The sequence below is a fragment of the Actinomadura latina NBRC 106108 genome, assembly GCF_001552195.1.
Classification (GTDB): Bacteria; Actinomycetota; Actinomycetes; order Streptosporangiales; family Streptosporangiaceae; genus Spirillospora; species Spirillospora latina.
Genome location: NZ_BCQS01000003.1, coordinates 194,057 through 213,993 on the forward strand (window position 1 = coordinate 194,057; position 19,937 = coordinate 213,993).

The following is a 19,937-nucleotide window of genomic DNA, read 5'->3' on the forward strand; positions in this document are numbered from 1 at the left end:
GCGGAGTTACCGGCGGCGACCAGGGCTCGTCGCTTGCCGCTTGCCTCGGCGCTCCGTCGGTAGCTGGCGTCCAAAGGTGGCGGTCCGGGGTGGTAGCGACGCCGATCTCGCCGGGGGTGCTCGCTACGCGGACGCTGGCCACCCATCTCGGTGCGCCGGGCATACGGCCTGTCGCGTCCAGCCCTGCCACCGTCCGTCCGACTCGCTGAAAGTTCAGAGGTTCTCGGGAATGTCGATCTTGAGGGACTGGTCAGCCTCCGCCTTTTGGATCCGCATATTATAGCTTTCGAGCAGCTTTCGGAGTTGACTGCCTAGATCTCTTTTGGAGAAAATTGCAATTTCTTCGATGTTCGTGCCCACAAAATCTTCGATGGACTGAATTGCCACGCGCTCTTCGAGAGATGCCAGTCCCGCCAGCTGCACCGCTGCCGCACGCTTATCCTCTGGAATGAGGACGCGAGATCGAAAGCCTTGATCAATGTTGTGCTTGCATCGCTCTCTAAATAGACTCTCGGTCGGAGACATGGTCACATGTATGGCGGTATCCCTGACCTGAAAGTCCCCGGCTCTGCCAGTCTGAACATCCGCAGTGGTGTAACTTTCTGAGTTGATCTCCTCGGCTGGGAACCGGAGTTGCAGCTTTGCTCCGACCAAATGCTGTGCGATGGCTCCGGCGGCAGTCCCACCACGCTGGCGCCCGGCCTCCAAAATACGTGCGACCGTGGCGTGGATGGAGTTATTCGGATCTATCTCCGCACTGATATTCTGCTTTTCGAAGTAGTCTTCCTGTACTCGAATTACAAACCATCTCTGCAGGAGTGCTGCGAGCAATCTTCTTTCGAGCTGCGTCAAGGACGCTACACCGTGTTTCCCGCCGATCGAGTTGATGAGGTCCGCAAGCGTCTCCGCGTGGCGTATCGTGGCACGCGATGTTCTTCCACCCTCTTTTGTAAATTGACGATGCTCGCCATGATCCTTCAGCAAAGCTCTCGCCTTGGCGCCGCTTGCCCCCTTAACTTGAGACTTCGCCGCATACACCTCTCGAGTCAACGGGAATGCGGAGGCGAGAAATTCGGTAACATACATCCCTGCGCACATTACGTTGGAATCGATAGACCCCGTCTTCTTCCGTTGGCCTTCGTACCAGTGCGCAACGGGCGTCAGTATCGCATTTGCTATGCTGTCGATTTCCGCGAGGGGCTTACTTGTATCGAGCGCAACCATGATGTTCCTTGCATCAGGCGGTCTACGTTGAAGTGTCTATCGCTTCCAGCGAAAGTTGGATCATCCTGCTCAGACTCTCTGCGCGACAAGTATACGCCTGCGGGTTTCGTCGTCCGGGGCGGATTGCAGTGGAAGTCCGGCAGCACGTTCCTCCTTGGCTGCGGGGACGCCCAGGCTTTCGTTGGTCGCTGCAGGAAGAGCGTTCTGAGCAACCTCTATCTGCTTCGATCGCCTCGAAATCAAGGGGCCAAGGTAGTTCTCGGTCAGCCACTTCACCGCGTCAACGCATACGGCATCGCCGAAGCCCATAATCGCCTGGTTGCGATTCGCGGGCAGCTTATAGTCGCCCGCGCCCATAAGCTTTGCGTACTCGCTTGCCGTCATCCATCGGACGCGAAGCGGTACGCCCTTTTGAATGCGGACGACCGCCTGTTTTGAGGACCCTCCGCGTGCAGTACGCAGGCAACCGGCTATATCATCGGCCCGGATTTCCCAAGCCGGCTTGCCGTTGCGCGTCCGCCGATAGGCAGTCCTATATTCGACCCGTTCCTTCTGGCGCAGTTTCTCGACCCGCTCACGCTGAACATTTGAAAGCTCTGACTTGAACTTTTCTGTGCGCGCTTCATCCCACCACTCGACGCCGGGAGCCGCATCGTTGTCGACGATGTCGCTCCAACCGCCACTTAGAAGCGCCGGGGGGCTCGGAAGCAATGCTCGTTGAGTGTACAAGTCCGGATCATCAAGCACATTATCCAGCCAGGCAGGGCGAATTTCTGTGTCTCGTCGATCATCTTTCTCGGCGACCTCGTGGTCACTTGCCACCAAAAATAGCCGAGGACGGGACTGTGGAACGAACCTTCTCGCGTCCAGAGTGAGGACATCAACGCAGTAACCAAGCTTATTGAGCTTGCGAATTGCGACCTTGATGTCTCTGCCGCCGTGGCTTGTAGCGAAGCCGTTGACATTTTCCAAGGTCACAACAGGAGGCTTGTGCGTCCCGAGGGAATCGAGGACATCGGTAAAGTGCCAAAAGGTGACGGAGCTCTTGCCGCGCAGCCCTTCACGCCCCCCAGCGAGAGAGAGATCAGTGCAAGGAAAGGAAGCCCAAGCAAGAGCGATATCTCTTGGCACTGAGAATCGGTCGATGTCTTTGGCTACATCGCGGATATCGGCTAGCTGGTAGTGTGCTGACGAATCCGACTGAAAATGATCTTTGTAGGTGCGGGCCTTTCCCTCATCAAAGTCATTAGCCCACACGACCCGAAAGCTCGTGTTATCGGCACTCTCCAGCCCTATACGGGCCAAGCCTATGCCCGCGAAGAATTCTGCGACCGCGTATGGTGTCGTCTTCTTCGACCCCGTCCTCACAAGTACATCGGTGCTGGCCCTGGTAACTGTCGACTCATCAGACACAGCCAAATACTAGGCCACAGCCGCCCTCCACGTCACCGAGCGCGGTAAGCGTTCCGCTTGTCGATCAGCTCACGCACGTAGCCACGGGACACCGAACCAGAACTCGGCCTACGCCGTGCCGTGCACGCGTGTGGACCCCGTTACCGGCTTGCCATCCGCCCGCTGCCGGAACCGCGCCGCACTGCTGACCTCGTCTTCACCGAGGCCAGGCGGCAGTCTTCATGCAAGGCGGGTCGAAGACGTCGACACCGGCCGGCGGCTTGAAGAGGCCAGGCTGGTAGCCGGTGAGGGTCTGGGAGTAAGAGGACCTGCAGGAACCGCCGCCGAGATCCAGGTCCTCGTTCAAGCTAGGAGAGCCCCGGCATTGCCTGGAGGCAAGCGTAGAGCACGGGTCTGAGGCACAGACCCACGGGTGAGATGCCGATTCAGGCCCGACGATCGCCTGCGTGATTGAACTCCGTTAGGGGCCGGGGTGATCGGCTGAGGTGTCGCTTCCGGTGCTCAGGCGCTGACGGCCCGGGGCTCTGGGTCGCCTTGTCCTCGGATTGTGTGGGTTCGCGCCGTGCACTGATGGCCAGTTACCGTCGGAGGGCGGACGCGGCGGAGGTGAGCGGTGAGTCTGGCGGGATCGGGTGCGCCGGATGGCCGCGGTTCAGATGGTGGCTGGAGGGCGCTTAGATGTGGCCGACTGGTGATGGTGCGTGACCCTGGATGTCGCCGGGTCACGGCCGAGGGCGGGGTCAGATGGGGGTCAAAAGATCTTGAGGCCGGTCTCCGTGGTGGAGATCCGGCCTCTGACCTGGCGGTTTCTGTCGGGGTGGCGGGATTTGAACCCACGACCTCTTCGTCCCGAACGAAGCGCGCTGCCAAGCTGCGCTACACCCCGGTGGTGGCTGCCCGGGAGGTCGTACGTGCTCCCGGCGCCTAGACCACTCTAGCGGATGGTGAGGGGTGCTGCGTCCCTATTTACGGGCTGTGAACGTGGTCACGGTGCCGAGTGGGGTGAGTTCTATGTCGGTGAGGCCGGCGTCTGTCAGCCAGGTTCGGAGGTCGGCCGCGGTGCCCGGGTTGCCGAAGATGCCGATGCGTCGCATGAGGGTGATCAGGCCGTGGCGGCCTGCGCCGCGGACGAGGGTTGTGCCGGTCAGGGTGCCGCCTGGGCGTAGGACTCGGGCCAGTTCGCGTAGGGCGGCGGCGGGGTCGTCCAGGCAGTGCAGGCCGTTGTAGGTGACGCAGGCGTCGAAGGTGGCGGGGTGGAAGGGGAGGGCGTAGATGTCGGTCTGGAGGAGGGACGTTGTTCTGCGGCGGGCGCGGCGGAGCATCGTTCTGGAGAGGTCGGCTGCCACGTGGCGGTCGCCGTGGACGGCTATGCCGCCGCCGCAGGGGATGTCGAGGGTCAAGGCGTTGGGGTCCTGGGCGGCGATCGTGTCCCGGAGATTCTCTATGTCGTAGTTCCAGAGGGCTCGGGCGCCCAAGGAGGAGATCGCGCGGTTCTGGACCGCGTAGTCGTAGAGGGTTGAGAGGAGGGTGGCGGTCTGCCAGTTCACCGGGGGACGAGGGTGAGGAGGGTGGCCTCCGGGGGGCAGCAGAAGCGGATGGGGGCCTTCGGGGACGTGCCCAGGCCCGCGGAAACGTGGAGCCAGGAGCCCTGGTGCTTGTGCAGGCCCTTCACGCGGGGGCGGTCGAGGCCGCAGTTGGTGGCCAGGGCGCCGTAGAAGGGGACGCAGACCTGGCCGCCGTGGGTGTGGCCGGCGAGGAGGAGGTCGTAGCCGTCGGCCGCGAAGCGGTCGAGGTTGCGCGGCTCAGGGGAGTGCATGACGCCGAGGTGGACGTCGGCCTGGGGGTCGACGGGGCCGGCGATCTTGTCGTAGCGGGCGCGGTCGACGTGGGAGTCGTCGATGCCGCCGAACTCGACGTCCAGCTCGCCTACTTTGAGGCGGCCTATGCGGTTGTTCAGGTCGAGCCAGCCGGCGGCCTGGAGGGACGAGCCGAGCTCGCGGTACGGGAGGTCGGGTTCGCGGCGGCGCTTCTCGTAGTCGGACTTGCTCGTCCGCCAGACGTAGCGCAGGGGGTTCTTGAGGACCGGCGAGAACAGGTCGTTGGAGCCGTAGACGAAGACGCCGGGACGGTCCAGGAGGGGGCCGAGGGCTTCGAGGAAGGGGCCGATCGCGTCGCGGTGGGAGAGGGTGTCGCCGGTGTTGACGACGAGGTCGGGCTCCAGGGCGTCCAGGGAGCGGACCCAGTGGATGAGGCGGGAGCGTCCGGGGGTGAGGTGCGCGTCGGAGATGTGCAGGATCTTCACCGAGGGACGGCCGGGCGGCAGCACCGGCACGTCGACGCGGCGGAGGCGGAACCAGTTCCGCTCGATCACCGAGGCGTAACCGAAGGTCGCGGCTCCCGCGCCCAGGAGGCCCAGGGGCACGGCGTAGATCTTTCGCACGACTCTCCCTTCTCAGGACTCCATGCTTTCAGACATGGGCACCGCGCGGTAATCCTGATGAGGCAGAAGGTGCGGGACGGGCATGATGTTCGGCATGACCTTGAAGGAGAAGCTGGAGACCGACCTCTCGTCCGCGATGAAGGCCCGCGACGAGGTGCGCACGCGTACGTTGCGGATGGCCCTCACCGCGGTGAAGAACGAGGAGGTCGCCGGCAAGCGGTCGCGCGAGCTGTCGGACGACGACGTCGTCAAGGTGCTCACGCGGGAGGCGAAGAAGCGCCGGGAGGCGGCGACGGCGTTCGGTGACGCGGGACGCGACGCGCAGGCGCAGGCGGAGCGGGACGAGGGCGCGGTGCTGGAGGAGTACCTGCCGGCGCAGCTCGCCGATGAGGAGCTGACCGCGCTGGTGGCGGACGCCATCGCGCAGACGGGTGCGGCCGGGCCGCGGGCGATGGGGCAGGTCATGAAGGCCGTGAACCCGAAGGTCGCCGGGCGGGCCGAGGGCGGACGGGTGGCCGCCGAGGTCAAGCGGCAGCTCGCGGAATGACGAAGGGCCCGGCGTCGCCGCCGGGCCCTCACGGTCAGTTGCCGCCCCAGGGGGGCCAGCCGCTGTCGGGCTGGTCGCCGTGGCCTCTGTCGGGCTTCTTGCCGCTGCTCACGTAGAGGATCACGGTGGTGCCCGGCGGGACTTCGCTGCCCGCGTCCGGTGAGGTGGACACGACCGTCCCGCGCGGCTGGTCCGAGTCGACGGACCCGGACGCGACCCTGGCCTGCAGGTCGGCCGCCGCGAGCTTGGCCTTGGCGGAGGCGACGGTTTCGCCCTTCACCTTCGGGACGCGGGTGGTGTCGCCGAAGTCGCGGGACGGGGTGCGGAAGCCGGGGGCGGGCTCGCCGGCCAGCGCCCTCTGCATCGAGGTGCGCCAGAGGGGGCCGGGGATCGTCGCGCCGTAGACGCCGTACACCTTGTACTGCCACGGGCCGCGGTAGTCCCAGTAGGCGACGGCGGAGGCGAGGTTCGGGGTGAAGCCGGCGAACACGGCGCAGGTGAACTCTTCACACGTTCCGGTCTTGCCGGCGGCGGGACGGCCGATGCCGAGCCCGGCGGCGGTGCCCTTGGTGAGGACGCCCTGCAGGATCGAGTTCACCTTGTCGGCGACGTCCTCGTCCAGGGCCTGGTGGCAGTCCTGCTTGGGCAGCTTCAGCTTCTTGCCCTGCGGGTCGACGACCTCCGTCACCGAGAGGGGGGCGCAGTACTTGCCGCGGGCGGCGAAGCCGGCGTAGGCGGCGGCGAGGTGCACCATGTCGACGTCGTTGACGCCGAGGACCTGGGACGGGATCGGCAGCAGCGCGTTGCCGTTGCCCATCTTCATCCCGAACTTCTCGGCCATCTTCACCGCGTTGCAGACGCCGACGCGCTTCTCCAGGTAGGCGTAGAACGTGTTGACCGAGTGCCAGGTGCCGGTCTTGAGGTTGAAGTTGCCCTGCTCGCTGTCGCCGGCGTTGGACACCGTCCAGGGGGCGCCGCCGCCGACCATGTCGTTCTTGTACTTCTTGCCCTGCCATGTCCCGGTGTAGCGGCACGGCTGGTAGCCGCCGACCGTCGTGGTCTGCGGCGAGTGGATGGTCGTGCTGACCGGGATGCCCTGGTCGATGGCGGCGGCGAGGGTGAAGACCTTGAACGTCGAGCCCGCCGACACGCCGTTGCCGCCGCCGTGGTGGAAGTCGGCGGGGAGGTTGATGGTCGTCCGGCCCTTGCCGGGGCCGAACCGCTTGCTCACGCCGATCGCCTTGATCTTGCCCGTGCCGGGCTCAACCATCGCCTGGGCGGCGACGCGGTTGCCGCCGGGAGGGACCTGGCTGCGGAGCGTCTTGTCCACGGCGCGCTGGTCCTGCATGTCGATCGTGGTGCGGATCGTGTAGCCGCCCCGGTTCAGCTCGTTGACGATGTTCTGCTGCTGCTTCGGCTTCATCGACCAGTACTTGCCGTCCGACAGGATGTTGAGCATGTCGTACTTGACGTACTCGCAGAAGTACGGAGCCTTGCTGGACTGGCAGCCGCCGATCGGGTCGGTGCGGTTCAGCTGGATCGGCTTGGCGGCTTCCTCGTCGGCCTGCGCCTTGGTGATGTGGCCGAGCTGGGCCATCCGGTAGAGGACGATGTCGCGCCGGTGGCGTGCGTCCTTCGGTTGCGGATGGGGTCGTACGCGGTGGGGTTCTGCGTGATGCCGGCCAGTAGCGCCGCCTGGCCGAGGCTCAGTTTGGACGCGGGGACGCTGAAGTAGCGCTTCGCGGCGGCCTGCACCCCGTACGCGCCTGCGCCGAAGTAGGCGATGTTGAGGTAGCCCTCAAGGATCTGGTCCTTCGTCATGCGCTGCTCGATGTCGAGCGCGAAGCGGAGCTCGCGGAGCTTGCGTCCGACCGTGGGCGCGGTCGCCTCGCGGTACTCCTCGTCCGTCCGGGCACTGTCGACCAGCAGGTTCTTGACGTACTGCTGCGTGAGCGTGGACCCGCCCTGGGTCTGCTCGGACTCGACGTTGGACGCCATCGCGCGGATGGTGCCCTTCAGGTCGAGCGCGCCGTGCTCGTAGAACCGCGAGTCCTCGATGTCGATCATGGCCTTGCGCATGATGGGCTTGACCTGGTCGAGGCGGACGGACTCGCGGTACTTGTCGAAGAACGTGGCGACCTGCTTGCCGTCCGCGGAGTACATCACCGTCTTCTCCGACGGCGGTGTCGTCTTGAGCTGGCCTTCCATGTCCTCGAAGTTGTTCGCGGCGTCGCGGGCGGTCAGGCCCGCGCTGCCGACGGCCGGCAGCGCGATGAGGGCGACGATGAGACCCGCCACCACCCCGGCTCCGAGCAACCTGAACAGCGTGGAGGCGGCCTTGACCCGATCCGTATTCGCAACGCGCACGGGGTCTAGGGTACGCGGGACGAGAGGTGCATTAGGGACACGTCTCCCCGACGTCCTGCCCGCGGCCCTGCGATCCGGCTGCTCTGGGCGGGACGTTCGTCCGGTATGCCCTCATCATGACAACCTGCGTCGTGTCTGGCGCGTCAACGACAGGTAACTAGTCCGTTCCGGCGGTATGGCCCCGGTGGGCTATATCGAGAATGGGCCCATCGGGGGCTGTTGAAACGTCCCTCGCTTCCGTAAGTTCTTCCCCACGGCTTTCGTTTGGCGGCCTGACGTCCGCGCCCGTCCGGCCAAGGAGCGCAAATCGACACAGACCCTAGGGGAGTGGGGCCAAGATGTGGATCACGGATTGGACCGCCCGCGCCGCCTGCCGTAACGCGGATCCGGACGCCCTGTTCGTGCAGGGAGCGGCACAGAACCGGGCCAAGCTCATCTGCCGCGGCTGCCCGGTGCGCACGGAGTGTCTCGCCGACGCCCTCGACAACAGGATCGAGTTCGGCGTCTGGGGCGGCATGACCGAGCGCGAGCGCCGGGCTCTGCTACGGCGGCGGCCGGATGTGCGGTCGTGGCGCGACCTGCTGGAGACCGCGAAGGAAGAGTACGAGCGGTCGGTCGAGGTGGAGGACGAGCAGGAGCTCGTCGCCAGCTGACCGAGGGGGCGGGCCGTGAACGGTCCGTCCAAGGCGTCCGGCAGAGGTTCGAGGACCGGCACGGTCCAAATAAAGCGTGGCCGCGGGCCCGCACCGGGAAAGTCCGGTGCGGGCCCGCGGCCACGTGCTGTTCTCCGGCCCGCTGTTCTCCGGCCCGCTGTGCTCTGTGCTCCCGGCCGTGCGCCCCTCGGGGGCGGTCAGGCGGCGGAGGGGGCCGAGGTGGGGGCGGACAGGTCTTCGCCCACCTGGCGCAGGCCGTCCAGGTCGTGGACGTCCTCGGCCTGGGCCGGGACCGCCGTGGCCGGGACGGTCGGGTGCGTGGACGCGAAGTGGTCGCGGAGGCGTTCCTCGCGGGCGGCGAGCTGCATCCGGTCGGTGTGGAGGCGGAGCAGGGCCGCGGTCAGCGTGTGCTCGCCGCGCTCCTCCAGCGTTTCGGCGGCGGCCTGGCTGCGCGCGGCGGACAGCACGTCGCCCGCGGACTCGTGGACGCGGTTGACCACGAGTCCAGCGAGTGGCATGCGCTCTTCGGCGAGACGCTCGACGAAGTAGGACGCCTCGCGGAGCGCGTCCGGCTCGGGGGCGGCGACGACGAGGAACGCGGTGCCGGGGGTCTGCAGGAGCTTGAACGTCTTCTCGGCCCGCTCCCGGAATCCGCCGAACATGGTGTCGAACGCGGCGACGAACGTCTGCACGTCCCGGAGCAGCTGGACGCCGAGGACCTTGTTGATGGCCCCGGTGAACATGCCGAACCCGGCGCTGATCACCTTGACGCCGAAGCGGCCGCCGGTCTTGGCCGGCGCGGCGAGAATCTTCATGAAGCGGCCGTCGAGGAAGCGGCCCATGCGCTCGGGGGCGTCCAGGAAGTCCAGGGCGTTCCGGGACGGCGGCGTGTCGACGATGATGAGGTCCCAGGCGCCGGAGCGGTGCAGCTGCCCGAGCTTCTCCATCGCCATGTACTCCTGCGTGCCCGACAGCGACGAGGAGAGCGACTGGTAGAAGGGGTTGGCGAGGATCTGCTTCGCCCGGTCCGGGTCGGCGTGCGCCTCGACGATCTCGTCGAAGGTGCGCTTCATGTCGAGCATCATGGCGTGCAGCTCGCCGTCGCCCTCGACCTCGATCTTGCGCGGGTTGTTGTCGAGCTCCGACAGCCCCATCGACTGGGCGAGCCGCCGCGCCGGGTCCACGGTGAGGACGACGACGTCGCGTCCCCGCTCGGCGGCGCGCACTCCGAGCGCGGCGGCGGTGGTCGTCTTCCCGACCCCGCCGGACCCGCAGCACACGATGATCTTCGTGCGCGGGTCGTCGAGCAGCGCGTCGACGTCCAGGACGGGAGGGGTCTTACCGGTCGGGCTCATCGTCTCACCTCTGCCGTTCGCCTCCCGGCGACCCGTGTGCCCTGCTCGCTGATGTCGGCGTCCGCTGGATCGCGGCGGGCGGTGCGCCCGGGGCGGGCGGATCCCCCGTTCGCCGCGACCTGCCGCTCGGTGGCGCGGGGCGCTGCCAGGGCGACCCAGGAGACGCCTGAGCGGAATTCCGCGCTGGGCGGGAGGTGCGGCCTGCGGATGCCGTTGTTCTGGCCGGTCATGCGGCGCCTTGGGCGCGGAGGGCGGCGGCCAGGTCGTAGAGGCCGGCGAGGTCCATGCCGTCCGAGAGCATCGGGAGGGTGTAGCGGGGGCGGTCGACCGAGTCGAGGCGCTCCTTCTCGCGCCGCTGGAGGGCGGTGCGGCGGGCGTGGTCGCCGGCTTCGGCGGCGAGGACGGCGGCGATCGACTCGGCGTCGTGCTCCAGGCCGGCCGCCTTCACGCCGCGGACGATCTCGTCGGTGTCGAGGGCGCCGGCGGCGGCCGCGGCGAGGTCGTCCTCGCTCAGGACGGGCTCGTGCTCCATGTTCACGATGACGCCGCCGATCGGGAGCCCGGCCTCGGCGAGGTCGTGGATGCCGTCCATCGTCTCCTGGACGGGCATCTCCTCGAGGAGGGTGACGAAATGCACGGCGGTTTCGGGGCTGCGGACGACCTTCATCACGGTGTCGGCGTGGTTGCGGACGGGGCCGACCTTGGCGAGACCGGACACTTCATCGTTCACGTTCAGGAACTTCGTGATGCGGCCGGTGGGCGGGGCGTCCATGACGACGGCGTCGTAGATGAAGGTGCCGTCCTTCCGCTTGCGGCGCACCGATTCGGAGGTCTTGCCGGTGAGGATGACGTCGCGCAGGCCGGGGGCGATGGTGGTGACGAAGTCGACGATGCCGAGCTTGGTCATCGCCTTCCCGGCGCGCTTGAGGTTGTAGAACATCTCGAGGTACTCGATGAGCGCCTCTTCGGTGTCGATGGCGAGCGCGTACACGTCCCCGCCGTCGGGGGCGACCGCGACGCGGCGCTCCTCGTACGGGAGGGGCGGGCAGTCGAAGAGCTGGGCGATGCCCTGCCGTCCCTCGACCTCGACGAGCAGGACCTTGCGCCCTCCGGCGGCCAGGGCAAGGGCGAGTGCGGCGGCGACGGTCGTCTTTCCCGTGCCGCCCTTACCGGTGACCACATGGAGGCGTACGCCGTCCCAGTCGGTGTCTCTCGCGCTCACCCGATCGACCATATCGTTCACTCGGCAAACACTTCAGAGGGCGCCCGCCCGTATGCAAGTGATCCCTGACACGGTTCCGTGCAAGATCATCCGTGCGGACGTTGTAAACGGGCCTGCCCGCGGGGTTAGCTGGGAAACGTGAGCCGTCCACAGGCGGTTCCGTCTGAATCTTCACGGGTTCAGAGTTCTGCCGGCGCCCGGGCGCTCCCCGGGCCCGGCCGTCCACGTGAGAAAGGTGCCCGTGATGGAAGCGGTGGCACTCATCATCCTGCTCATCGTCGTCGTCGGCGGACTGATCGTCCTGGCGTCGTCGGTGCGCGTTGTGCAGCAGTACGAGAACGGGATCGTGTTCCGGTTCGGCCAGGTCCAGCGGGGCGGGCAGTTGCGCCCCGGCGCGGTGCGCCCGCCCGGCCTCACCGCGATCGTGCCGATCGTCGAGCGCATGCAGAAGGTCAGCCAGCAGACGATCACCATGGGGGTGCCCGGCCAGGACGGCATCACCCAGGACAACGTCAGCGTCCGCGTCGACGCGGTCGTCTACTTCCGGGTGGTCGACCCGGTGAAGGCGATCGTGAACGTCCACAACTACGGCTACGCGGTCTCGCAGGTGGCGCAGACGTCGCTGCGGTCGGTCATCGGCCAGGCCGACATGCAGGAGCTGCTCGGCGAGCGCGAGAAGATCAACGCGCGGCTGCGGGTGATCATCGACAAGATCACCGAGGACCCGTGGGGCATCCTGATCGAGCTCGTCGAGATCAAGGACGTCTCGCTGCCCGAGGGCATGAAGCGGTCCATGGCCAGGGAGGCGGAGGCGGAGCGGGAACGCCGCGCCCGCATCATCACCGCGGACGGCGAGTTCCAGGCGTCCAAGCGCCTCGCCGCCGCCGGGGAGATCATGTCGCAGGACCCTGCGGCCCTCCAGCTGCGCCTTCTGCAGACGGTCGTGGAGGTCTCCGCCGAGAAGAACAGCACGCTGGTCATGCCGCTGCCGGTGGAGATCCTGCGGTTCTTCGACAAGGTCGCTGGCGGTCCCGGACGCGGCGGGGAGGACAAGGACACCAAGCTCGGCCTCGGCGAGCGCCTCGCCAGGGCCGAGGCGGAACTCGCCAGGGCGGCGGAGCAGCCCTCGACCCTGGAGCCGGCCGAGGAGGTCCCACCGGTCATCGGCCTCGACGAGCCGAAGCGCGCATCCTCGTCGTCCAGCGGGGACCGCGGCATCACGAGCGGCGACGGCACGTCCGACCGCGGTTCGCAGGAACGGCGCCCGCGCCGCTGACCGGCCCTCGGAGACGGACGCGCGTCCGTCTCCGAGTGAGGTCAGGGGACCAGGACCAGGCGGCCCCGGAGGCCGCCTGCGTGCAGGCGCGCGTGGGCCTCGCGGGCTTCCGAGAGAGGCAGGGTGCCGGCCACGCGGAGGGTCAGACGGCCTTTGTCCACGAGGTCGGCCAGGTGGGCCAGCTGGGCCGCGTCCGACGAACATCTCCGTGCCCAGCCCGCGCACCAGTGCCTCGTCGGAGGCGGAGGCGGCGGCGACCACGCGCAGCCCTGACGGCTGCCGCCGCGACCCGGATCCGCACCTGCCCCGGGCCGGGGACGGGCACCGGGACGTCGGCCTCCTCCAGATGGACGACGTCCGCGAAGCCCGCGTGCGCTACGACGCGTCCTCGGCCTGACGGGGCGTGCGGCGAAGGGCGAACGGCGGGTTCGGACGGGGTTGCGGCGGGGCCATCGCTAGGGTGAACGCCATGAAGAAGTGGGAGTACGCGACCGTTCCGCTGCTGGTGCACGCGACCAAGCAGATCCTTGACAACTGGGGCCAGGACGGGTGGGAGCTCGTCACCGTCATGCCGGGGCCGAACCCGGAGAACCTCGTGGCCTACTTCAAGCGCGAAGTCCAGCCATGAGCACGCCCGAAGAGCGGCTGCGGGAGCTGGGGATCGAGCTGCCGGCCGTCGTCCCGCCGGTCGCGTCGTACGTCCCGACCGCGCGGACGGGTTCGCTCGTCTACACGGCCGGCCAGATCCCGCTGGTGAAGGGCGAGCTGGGCGCCACCGGGAAGGTGGGCGCCGAGGTCAGCGCCGAGGAGGCCGCCGCGCAGGCGCGGATCTGCGCGCTGAACGCGATCGCGGCGCTCAAGGCGGAGGTCGGCGACCTGTCGCGGGTCGTCCGGATCGTGAAGGTCGTCGGGTTCGTCGCCAGCGCCCCGGACTTCACCGGGCAGCCGCAGGTGGTCAACGGGGCGAGCGACCTGCTGGCCGAGGTGTTCGGGGACGCGGGCAAGCACGCGCGCAGCGCGGTGGGCGTCGCCGTGCTGCCCCGCGACGTGCCCGTCGAGGTGGAGCTCATCGCCGAGGTCCAGTAGGACGGAGGCTTGACGGAACGTCATTCGGTATGTCCGAATGGGCCGCCATGAGCACTGTGCACGGGCTGAAGCTGCCGGCGAGTTTCCGGGATCGCATTGAGGACATCCGGGCGGGCCGGGCCGTACCCGCTCCCGCCCGGCACGCCGCCACGGTCGTCGTCCTCCGCGACCACGACCGGCACGGCCTGCAGGCGTTCATGCTGCGCCGTGTCCGGTCGATGGCGTTCGCGCCGGGCGCGTACGTGTTCCCGGGCGGGTCCGTCGACCCGCGCGACGGCGAGGCGGAACTGGCCTGGTCCGGGCCTGCGCCCGCCGAATGGGGCAGTGCGTTCAAGGCGGACGAGACGCTGGCCCGCGAGCTGGTGTGCGCGGCGGTCCGGGAGACGTTCGAGGAGACGCTCGTCCTGCTGGCCGGGCCGACGGGCGAGACCGTCGTGGACGACACGCGCGGCGACGACTGGGAGGCCGACCGGCAGGCGCTGCTGGACCGCTCCCAGTCGTTCGGCGGCTTCCTCGACCGGCGCGGCCTCGTCCTGCGCGCGGACCTGCTGCGCCCGTGGGCGCACTGGATCACCCCGGCGATCGAGCCGAAGCGCTACGACACCCGTTTCTTCGTCGCCGCGATGCCGCAGGGGCAGCGGGCGAGGGACGTCAGCACCGAGGCCGACCAGGTCGCCTGGGTGCGCCCGGCGGAGGCGGCCGAGCGCGCGGAGAAGGGCGAGTGGATGATGCTGCCGCCGACGATCGCGACGCTGGCCGAGCTGGCCGAGTTCGGCACGGTGGCGGACGTGCTGGCCGCGCGGCGCGAGATCGCCGTCCACGAGCCCACGGCCGAGATCATCGACGGCGAGGCGTACCTCGTCCTGCCGGACGGCGTCGAGCGGCACTACCCGCAGGGATGAGGCGCGTACCGCCGGCGCGGGCCGTCCGGTGGCGGCAGGCCGTCCTGTGGCGGCTGGCCGGCACGTCGGTGCCGCGGCATCTCGATCGTCTCGGCTGGAACCCGGCCCGCCACCCGGATCGAGCCTCGGGCAGGATGGGAGATATGACGGAGATCGACGGGATGGGTACCGAACGGGCGACCTGCGTGCTCGCTCCGAACCCGTCCGCCATGACCCTGGACGGCACGAACACGTGGATCATCGCCGAACCGGGGTCGGACGAGGCGGTCATCGTCGATCCGGGGCCCAAGGACGGCGCGCATCTCAGGCGCGTCCTGGACGTCGTCGAGGCGCAGGGCCGGCGCGTGGGGCTCGTTCTGCTCACCCACGGCCATCCCGACCATTCGGCGGGCGCCGGGAAGCTGGCGAAGCTCGCCGGCGGCCCCGTCAAGGTGCGGGCGCTCGACCCGAAGCACCGGCTCGGCGACGAGGGGCTCGTGGAAGGGGACGTCGTCGGCACGGGCGGCCTGGAGCTGCGGATCATGGAGACGCCGGGCCACAGCCACGACTCGCTCACGTTCTGGCTGCCGGCGGACGGCGCCGTCCTCACCGGCGACACCGTCCTCGGGTACGGGACGACCGTGCTGGAGGGGAGTCTCGGCGACTACATGGGCTCGCTGGACCGGCTCCGCAGGTTCGCCGCCGATGTCGAGGCCGCCACCGTCCTCCCCGGGCACGGCCCCAAGCTGGACGACCCGATCGCCGTCCTCGATTACTACATCGACCACCGCCGCGAGCGCCTCGCGCAGGTCGAGGCGGCCGTGGCCGCGGGCGCGCGCACGGCGCGCGAGGTCGTCGAGCGGGTCTACGCCGACGTCGACAGGTCCCTCTGGCCCGCGGCCGAGTGGTCCGTCCAGTCGCAGCTGGACTATCTCAACGAGCGCGGATAGCTACTTCGAGCGCTTGCGGAGGCGTTCGATGTCGAGGATGACGACCGCGCGCGCCTCTATGCGCAGCCAGTTGCGCTGGGCGAAGTCGGCGAGGGCCTTGTTGACGGTCTCGCGGGACGCGCCGACGAGCTGCGCCAGTTCCTCCTGGGTCAGGTCGTGGTGGACGTGGAGACCCGTCTCGGACGGCTGCCCGAACCGCTCGGCGAGGTCCAGCAGCGCCTTGGCGACGCGTCCGGGCACGTCGGTGAAGACGAGGTCGGCCATCACGTCGTTGGTCTTGCGGAGCCGCTGCGCCAGGGCGCGGAGCAGCTGGACGGCGACCTCCGGGTGCCCGGTCAGCCAGGGCCGCAGGTCGTCGTGGCCGAGCCCGGCGAGGCGGCACTCGGTGACCGCGATGGCGCTCGCGGTGCGGGGACGCGGGTCGAACAGCGACAGCTCGCCGAACATCTCGCTCGGGCCGAGCACGCTCAGCAGGTTCTCCCGGCCGTCCGGCGACGTCCGGGTCAGCTTGATCTTGCCTTCGAGGACGACGTACAGCCGGTCCCCGGTCTCCCCCTCGTTGAACAGCGTCTGACCGCGCGCGAGCCGCGCCTCGGTCACGTTGGCTCGCAGCGCCTTGGCGCCCTGCTCGTCGAGGGCCTCGAAGAGCGGGGCTCTACTCAGAACGTCCACGTCGCGATCGGTCACGCTTCTCCTCCTCGAACACCTACATGCCTAGTGTGACGTACGTCCCACCGCGTACGTGAAGGCAGGGTCACGGCGCGCCGAAACGCGGGACCGGGGATCGTCCCGCGGCGGGTCACGGTCCCGTTCGCCCAGTGTACGGACCACCGGGTGAATGCCATCACACCGGTCTCACCGCCTATTTACGGACGACCCGGACGGGTAGTGCCGGTGCCCTAGCCTGAGCGCATGCAGAGCTCCGGGTCCGGCCCCGCCCCGCGGCGGTTGCCGCGGGGGCGGCACGCGCTGTCCCGCGCGGAGGTCGAGCGGGTGCATCATGACCGCCTCTGCGCGGCCATGGCCGCGGCGATGGCGGAGAAAGGGTACGTCGGAACGTCGGTTGAGGACGTCCTTAAACGGGCCCGGGTGTCCCGGCAGAGCTTCTACGGGCTGTTCTCGTCCAAGCTCGACTGCTTCATGGCCGCGTTCGACAAGGCGAGCGAACTCCTCATCCTGCGGCTGGAGGGCGCGGTGGCGGGTGAGGGCGACCCGGCGGCCCGGTTCGAGCGGGTGGTCACCGCGTACCTGGAGGCGCTGGCGTCCGAACCGGGTTACGCGCGGCTGTTCCTGGTGGAGGTGTACGCGGCCGGTCCGGAGGCCATCCGGCGGCGGTCGGAGATACAGCAGGATCTGGCCGATGCTCTGGTGGGCCTCATGGGCGTGTCCGGTCGGGCGGCCGAATTCGCGTGCCAGGTCGTCGTGGCGGCGGTGAGCTCCATGGTGACGCCCGCGGTCGCGGCGGGCGACATGGAGGCGTTGCGGGCGGTCGGGCCCCCGATCGTCGACCATGTGCGTCTCCTTCTCCGATCGGGGGCGTTGGACGCCTAACGAGGCGTGGTGACGCTCCCCCGCGCTGTAGTGATGCTCACCCGCGTGGTGGTGACGCCGTGTGCGCGCGGGAGCGTGATGGTGAGTCGTCCGTCCAGCCCCGCGGTCGTCCTGATGACCCGGTGCCCGGCGCGAACGACCACGGCCGCGCCAGGACGGTAGGACGCGGGCGTCGTGACCGTGGCGGTCCCGGCGGCGCGCAGCGTGAAGCCCGTCTTGGACGCCCCGGAGAGGGTGCTGAACTCCTGGGCCCTGGGCCGCCTGAGCGAGACCGTCCAGCCCCACTGCGACCAGTGCCGGTCGATCGACCGGTAGGAGATCTTCGCCGGCGGACGTGGCGGGTCGGCGAACGTCCGCATCAGCGGGCCGATGTGCTGCCGCAGGTCACGCGCCCAGTACGGGAAGATGTGGGTGCCGAGCACGTAGTCGGTGTACCGGCTGGGGATCTTCAGCTCGTCCAGCCGGTGGTGGAAGCTGATCGTGGAGGCGTGCGTGAGGGCCTCGATGCCGATCGCGGACGGATCGGGCACGGGCGGATCGAGCGGCCCGGGGATGCCGGTCGCGGTGTAGAGCGCGAGCCGCATGCCGCGCAGGTTGGGCGCCAGGCCGGCGGGGTCGTGGCCGCGCCAGTTGATCCCGTCGGTGAGCCGGGAGCCGAAGATCGCGTCCGGGCTCACCCCGTCGAGGGCGAGCGCGATGTAGGAGACGACGGCGGTCGCGCCCAGCGAGACCACCGGGTTGTAGGCGATGTCGGGCGCGCCGGAGAACGACGCGGCCGACACGAACAGCGCGGGATGCCGGGACGCGTAGCTCATCGCCCCGAACCCGCCCTGGGACAGCCCGGCGATCGCCCTGCCCTCGCGCCGGGCGACGGTGCGCAGGTTGTGGTCGATCCAGGGGATCAGCTGGCCGACGTGGAAGGTCTCCCACTTGGACGGCCCCAGGCTGGTGCCCGGATCGGCCCAGTCGGTGAACCAGCCGCCGCCGTTGCCGTCGAAGCCCGCGTCCGGCATGACGGTGATCAGCGGCCGGCCGGCGGTCGTCTTCTCGGCGTCGCCGGCCTCGACCCAGTCGGAGGCCCGTCCGGACGTCCCGTGGAACAGGTAGAGGACGGGGTAACGCGCGCTCGCCCTCCGCTCGTAACCGGTCGGCAGCAGGATGCGGACGTCGACGGCGCGCCCCAGCGCGGCCGTGCTCACCCGGACCGCGTACTGCCGATCATCGATACGCCGCACGGTCACGACGTGGATGCCGCCGCCATCGGCGAACCGAACGCCGCGTTCATCGGCGCGGGCGGGCGCGATGAGCCCGGTGGAGGCTGTTGCGAGTGTCAGTAGGACCGCGGTGATCCGGGCTAGGCGCATGACAGTGACCTCGTCAGCTCGATCAGGGGATGCGAGTTCTGCGCATGGCCGTGGCCTCGTCGGCGCTGCCGGCGCGACGATGCGGTCCTGCGCATGGCGGTGATCTGGTCGGGGCGGTCAGTGGTGGTGCGGGCGGGCTTTCCGGGGGTGGTCGGGTTGGACGCGGAGGGCGGTGATGACGGTGGCGAGCATTTCGTAGTGGCCCACGAGGACGGTCAACTCGACGCATTCGCCTTCGGTGAGGTGGGTGCGGAGCTCCGTCCAGGTGTCGTCGTCCAGGTCCTGGTCGGCGTGGAGGCGGTCGGTCGCGGCGAGGATCGCCTGCTCGCGCGGCGTCCAGCCGCCGGCGGACGGCCCCTCTTGGACGCGCGCGACGTCCTGCTTCCGGACGCCCGAACGGCCCGCGATGCGCACGTGGTGGTCGAATTCGTAGCGGCAGTCGCGCAGGTGCGCGACGCGGAGGATGACGAGTTCGGTCTCGCGGCGCGGCAGGGTGCCGCCGGGCATGAGCCGTCCGGCGAACCACAGCCAGCCGCGGAACAGCCCGCGGCGGCGCGCCAGCGTCAGGAACAGGTGGGGCGGGCCGGTTCCGGCGGCCCGGCCCGCGACCCGGCAGGCCAGCCAGTTCACCACGCCGACGTCGCGGATGCCGCCGGGCCCGACGCGGGGTGCCGTCACTGGGGAGAGTCCGGTTGCGGCGTGGTCAGTTCGACCTGTTCCTCCCGGGCGATGTCGAGGATGTGGCGCAGCCCGCGCTGGACGGTGCTGTCGACGATGGGTTGCGCGAGCATCCGCACCGGCAGCACACCCGCGACCCACCAGGGAGCGACCACGCGCTTGGATCGACGGGCGATCCCATGTTCCAGGGCGTCGATCCCCACCTTCAGTGGCGTGACTGCTGAGATGAGGCTGCTCGCACGCCCAGAGTTCGTCATCGCGGATGCCGCATCAGTGCTGAACCCGCGCCGTGTCATGTCAGTGTCGAGTTCGGCGAAGTACGCGACGCCTGCCTTCGCACCCCACGGCCTCAGCTCGGCCCTCAGCGTGTTGCCCATCGCCTCCACCGCGGCCTTGGACGCGCTGTAGGCGCCCAGCAAAGGCGCATGGACGGCTGCGGCGAGGGACGCGACGGCCAGCGCGTAGCCGCGCTCATGACTGATATGTGGCCCGGCCGCCCGGAGCGTGTTGTAGACGCCCAGCACGTTTACGCGCAGACTCTGCTCCAGGACGGACGGGTCGCCTCCGATGATGGGCATCTGCGCGGCCACGCCCGCGTTGGCCACGACCACGTCCAGCCCGCCCAGTTCCTGCACGGCGAGGTTCACGACCTCCTCGACCCGGGACCGGTCGGTGACGTCGCACGTCCACCAGGGCGCGGACCCGCAGTCCGCGGCGACGGCGGCGAGCAGGCCGGGTTCCAGTCCGGCGAGCGCCACGCGTGCGCCGCGCTCGTGCAGCCGGGCGGCGAGGGCCGCGCCGATGCCCCGCGCCGCGCCGGTGATCAGCACGCGCCGTCCGGCGAGGGTCGCCGCCCACCGGGAGGAGTCAAGGATCATGGGCCGACCCTAACATAAAAGAACATGCCTGTCTTTTTATGGGAGCCTCTAC

The 19,937-nt window shown here is 68.9% G+C and carries 22 protein-coding genes and 1 tRNA gene; 9 read left to right on the forward strand and 14 right to left on the reverse strand.

Annotated features, from left to right (window positions below):
- Nucleotides 1-213: 213 nt before the first annotated feature.
- The 5 genes from AL2_RS35965 to AL2_RS37145 form a co-directional block, all read right to left on the reverse strand.
- Nucleotides 214-1,224 (reverse strand): DUF4928 family protein, encoded by a 1,011-nt coding sequence (locus AL2_RS35965; RefSeq protein WP_083945832.1) that lies wholly within the window; start codon nt 1,222-1,224, stop codon nt 214-216.
- Nucleotides 1,225-1,293: 69 nt separating this feature from the next.
- Nucleotides 1,294-2,637: a DNA cytosine methyltransferase gene (locus tag AL2_RS35970; RefSeq protein ID WP_245666246.1), complete on the reverse strand. Its 1,344-nt coding sequence runs from the start codon at nt 2,635-2,637 to the stop codon at nt 1,294-1,296.
- A gap of 812 nt (nt 2,638-3,449) precedes the next feature.
- Nucleotides 3,450-3,523, reverse strand: a tRNA-Pro gene (locus AL2_RS01650).
- 76 nt (nt 3,524-3,599) lie between these two features.
- A complete protein-coding gene (locus AL2_RS01655; protein WP_067628414.1) occupies nt 3,600-4,184 on the reverse strand; it encodes a class I SAM-dependent methyltransferase in 585 nt (194 codons plus the stop codon).
- Nucleotides 4,181-5,077, reverse strand: coding sequence for a metallophosphoesterase (locus tag AL2_RS37145; protein ID WP_067628417.1), 897 nt, complete (start codon nt 5,075-5,077; stop codon nt 4,181-4,183). Before AL2_RS37145 ends, AL2_RS01655 begins: the two co-directional genes overlap by 4 nt.
- Nucleotides 5,078-5,171: 94 nt before the next feature.
- Here AL2_RS37145 and AL2_RS01665 point away from each other — a divergent pair, with 94 nt between their 5' ends.
- The gene (locus tag AL2_RS01665; protein ID WP_067630042.1) at nt 5,172-5,624 is read left to right on the forward strand and encodes a GatB/YqeY domain-containing protein; all 453 of its coding nucleotides are present in this window, start codon (nt 5,172-5,174) and stop codon (nt 5,622-5,624) included.
- A 34-nt stretch (nt 5,625-5,658) separates the two neighbouring features.
- Here AL2_RS01665 and AL2_RS01670 read toward each other — a convergent pair whose 3' ends face one another.
- Together AL2_RS01670 and AL2_RS01675 are read right to left on the reverse strand one after the other, a co-directional pair.
- Nucleotides 5,659-7,221 carry a transglycosylase domain-containing protein gene (locus AL2_RS01670; protein WP_067628419.1) on the reverse strand — a complete coding sequence of 521 codons (1,563 nt, stop codon included), beginning with the start codon at nt 7,219-7,221 and terminating at the stop codon, nt 5,659-5,661.
- The gene (locus tag AL2_RS01675; RefSeq protein WP_157437958.1) at nt 7,155-7,991 is read right to left on the reverse strand and encodes a transglycosylase domain-containing protein; all 837 of its coding nucleotides are present in this window, start codon (nt 7,989-7,991) and stop codon (nt 7,155-7,157) included. The genes AL2_RS01670 and AL2_RS01675 overlap by 67 nt, the downstream gene beginning before the upstream one ends.
- 338 nt (nt 7,992-8,329) lie before the next feature.
- Between AL2_RS01675 and AL2_RS01680 the strand changes: the two genes are divergently transcribed.
- Nucleotides 8,330-8,644 (forward strand): WhiB family transcriptional regulator, encoded by a 315-nt coding sequence (locus tag AL2_RS01680; RefSeq protein WP_067628422.1) that lies wholly within the window; start codon nt 8,330-8,332, stop codon nt 8,642-8,644.
- Between the two features lie 197 nt (nt 8,645-8,841).
- Here AL2_RS01680 and bagB read toward each other — a convergent pair whose 3' ends face one another.
- Both bagB and bagA read right to left on the reverse strand, forming a co-directional pair.
- Nucleotides 8,842-9,999: an ATPase BagB gene (gene bagB, locus AL2_RS01685; protein WP_067628423.1), complete on the reverse strand. Its 1,158-nt coding sequence runs from the start codon at nt 9,997-9,999 to the stop codon at nt 8,842-8,844.
- 226 nt (nt 10,000-10,225) lie between these two features.
- Nucleotides 10,226-11,221, reverse strand: coding sequence for an ATPase BagA (bagA, locus tag AL2_RS01690; protein WP_083945981.1), 996 nt, complete (start codon nt 11,219-11,221; stop codon nt 10,226-10,228).
- 244 nt (nt 11,222-11,465) lie between these two features.
- Between bagA and AL2_RS01695 the strand changes: the two genes are divergently transcribed.
- A complete protein-coding gene (locus AL2_RS01695) occupies nt 11,466-12,497 on the forward strand; it encodes a slipin family protein (protein ID WP_067628427.1) in 1,032 nt (343 codons plus the stop codon).
- A gap of 41 nt (nt 12,498-12,538) precedes the next feature.
- Here the strand turns inward: AL2_RS01695 and AL2_RS40000 are convergent, their stop codons facing one another.
- A complete protein-coding gene (locus AL2_RS40000) occupies nt 12,539-12,679 on the reverse strand; it encodes a zinc-binding dehydrogenase (protein ID WP_083945836.1) in 141 nt (46 codons plus the stop codon).
- A 26-nt stretch (nt 12,680-12,705) separates the two neighbouring features.
- On the opposite strand from AL2_RS40000, the gene AL2_RS01700 reads away from it, so the two are divergent.
- The 5 genes from AL2_RS01700 (at nt 12,706) to AL2_RS01715 (ending at nt 15,414) form a co-directional block, all read left to right on the forward strand.
- Nucleotides 12,706-12,894: a hypothetical protein gene (locus AL2_RS01700; RefSeq protein WP_067628429.1), complete on the forward strand. Its 189-nt coding sequence runs from the start codon at nt 12,706-12,708 to the stop codon at nt 12,892-12,894.
- Between the two features lie 72 nt (nt 12,895-12,966).
- The gene (gene sp36 / locus AL2_RS37150) at nt 12,967-13,125 is read left to right on the forward strand and encodes a Sp36 family protein (RefSeq protein WP_157437959.1); all 159 of its coding nucleotides are present in this window, start codon (nt 12,967-12,969) and stop codon (nt 13,123-13,125) included.
- Nucleotides 13,122-13,583 (forward strand): RidA family protein, encoded by a 462-nt coding sequence (locus AL2_RS01705; protein WP_067628430.1) that lies wholly within the window; start codon nt 13,122-13,124, stop codon nt 13,581-13,583. Before sp36 ends, AL2_RS01705 begins: the two co-directional genes overlap by 4 nt.
- Nucleotides 13,584-13,630: 47 nt before the next feature.
- Nucleotides 13,631-14,485, forward strand: coding sequence for an NUDIX hydrolase (locus tag AL2_RS01710; RefSeq protein WP_067630045.1), 855 nt, complete (start codon nt 13,631-13,633; stop codon nt 14,483-14,485).
- Nucleotides 14,482-15,414 (forward strand): MBL fold metallo-hydrolase, encoded by a 933-nt coding sequence (locus tag AL2_RS01715; protein WP_083945837.1) that lies wholly within the window; start codon nt 14,482-14,484, stop codon nt 15,412-15,414. The genes AL2_RS01710 and AL2_RS01715 overlap by 4 nt, the downstream gene beginning before the upstream one ends.
- Here the strand turns inward: AL2_RS01715 and AL2_RS01720 are convergent, their stop codons facing one another.
- On the reverse strand, nt 15,415-16,101 hold the full coding sequence (locus tag AL2_RS01720) for a Crp/Fnr family transcriptional regulator (RefSeq protein ID WP_067628434.1): 687 nt from the start codon (nt 16,099-16,101) through the stop codon (nt 15,415-15,417).
- A 225-nt stretch (nt 16,102-16,326) separates the two neighbouring features.
- Here AL2_RS01720 and AL2_RS01725 point away from each other — a divergent pair, with 225 nt between their 5' ends.
- Nucleotides 16,327-16,965 carry a TetR/AcrR family transcriptional regulator gene (locus tag AL2_RS01725; RefSeq protein ID WP_067628435.1) on the forward strand — a complete coding sequence of 213 codons (639 nt, stop codon included), beginning with the start codon at nt 16,327-16,329 and terminating at the stop codon, nt 16,963-16,965.
- Here the strand turns inward: AL2_RS01725 and AL2_RS01730 are convergent.
- The 3 genes from AL2_RS01730 to AL2_RS01740 all read right to left on the reverse strand — a co-directional run bounded on the left by AL2_RS01730 (nt 16,962) and on the right by AL2_RS01740 (nt 19,885).
- Nucleotides 16,962-18,329 (reverse strand): alpha/beta hydrolase, encoded by a 1,368-nt coding sequence (locus tag AL2_RS01730; protein ID WP_067628437.1) that lies wholly within the window; start codon nt 18,327-18,329, stop codon nt 16,962-16,964. The genes AL2_RS01725 and AL2_RS01730 overlap by 4 nt on opposite strands.
- A 117-nt stretch (nt 18,330-18,446) precedes the next feature.
- Entirely contained in the window at nt 18,447-19,007 is a 561-nt protein-coding gene (locus AL2_RS01735; RefSeq protein WP_067628439.1) for a carboxymuconolactone decarboxylase family protein, read from the reverse strand.
- Nucleotides 19,004-19,885 (reverse strand): SDR family NAD(P)-dependent oxidoreductase, encoded by an 882-nt coding sequence (locus AL2_RS01740; protein ID WP_067628441.1) that lies wholly within the window; start codon nt 19,883-19,885, stop codon nt 19,004-19,006. Before AL2_RS01740 ends, AL2_RS01735 begins: the two co-directional genes overlap by 4 nt.
- Between the last annotated feature and the right edge of the window lie 52 nt (nt 19,886-19,937).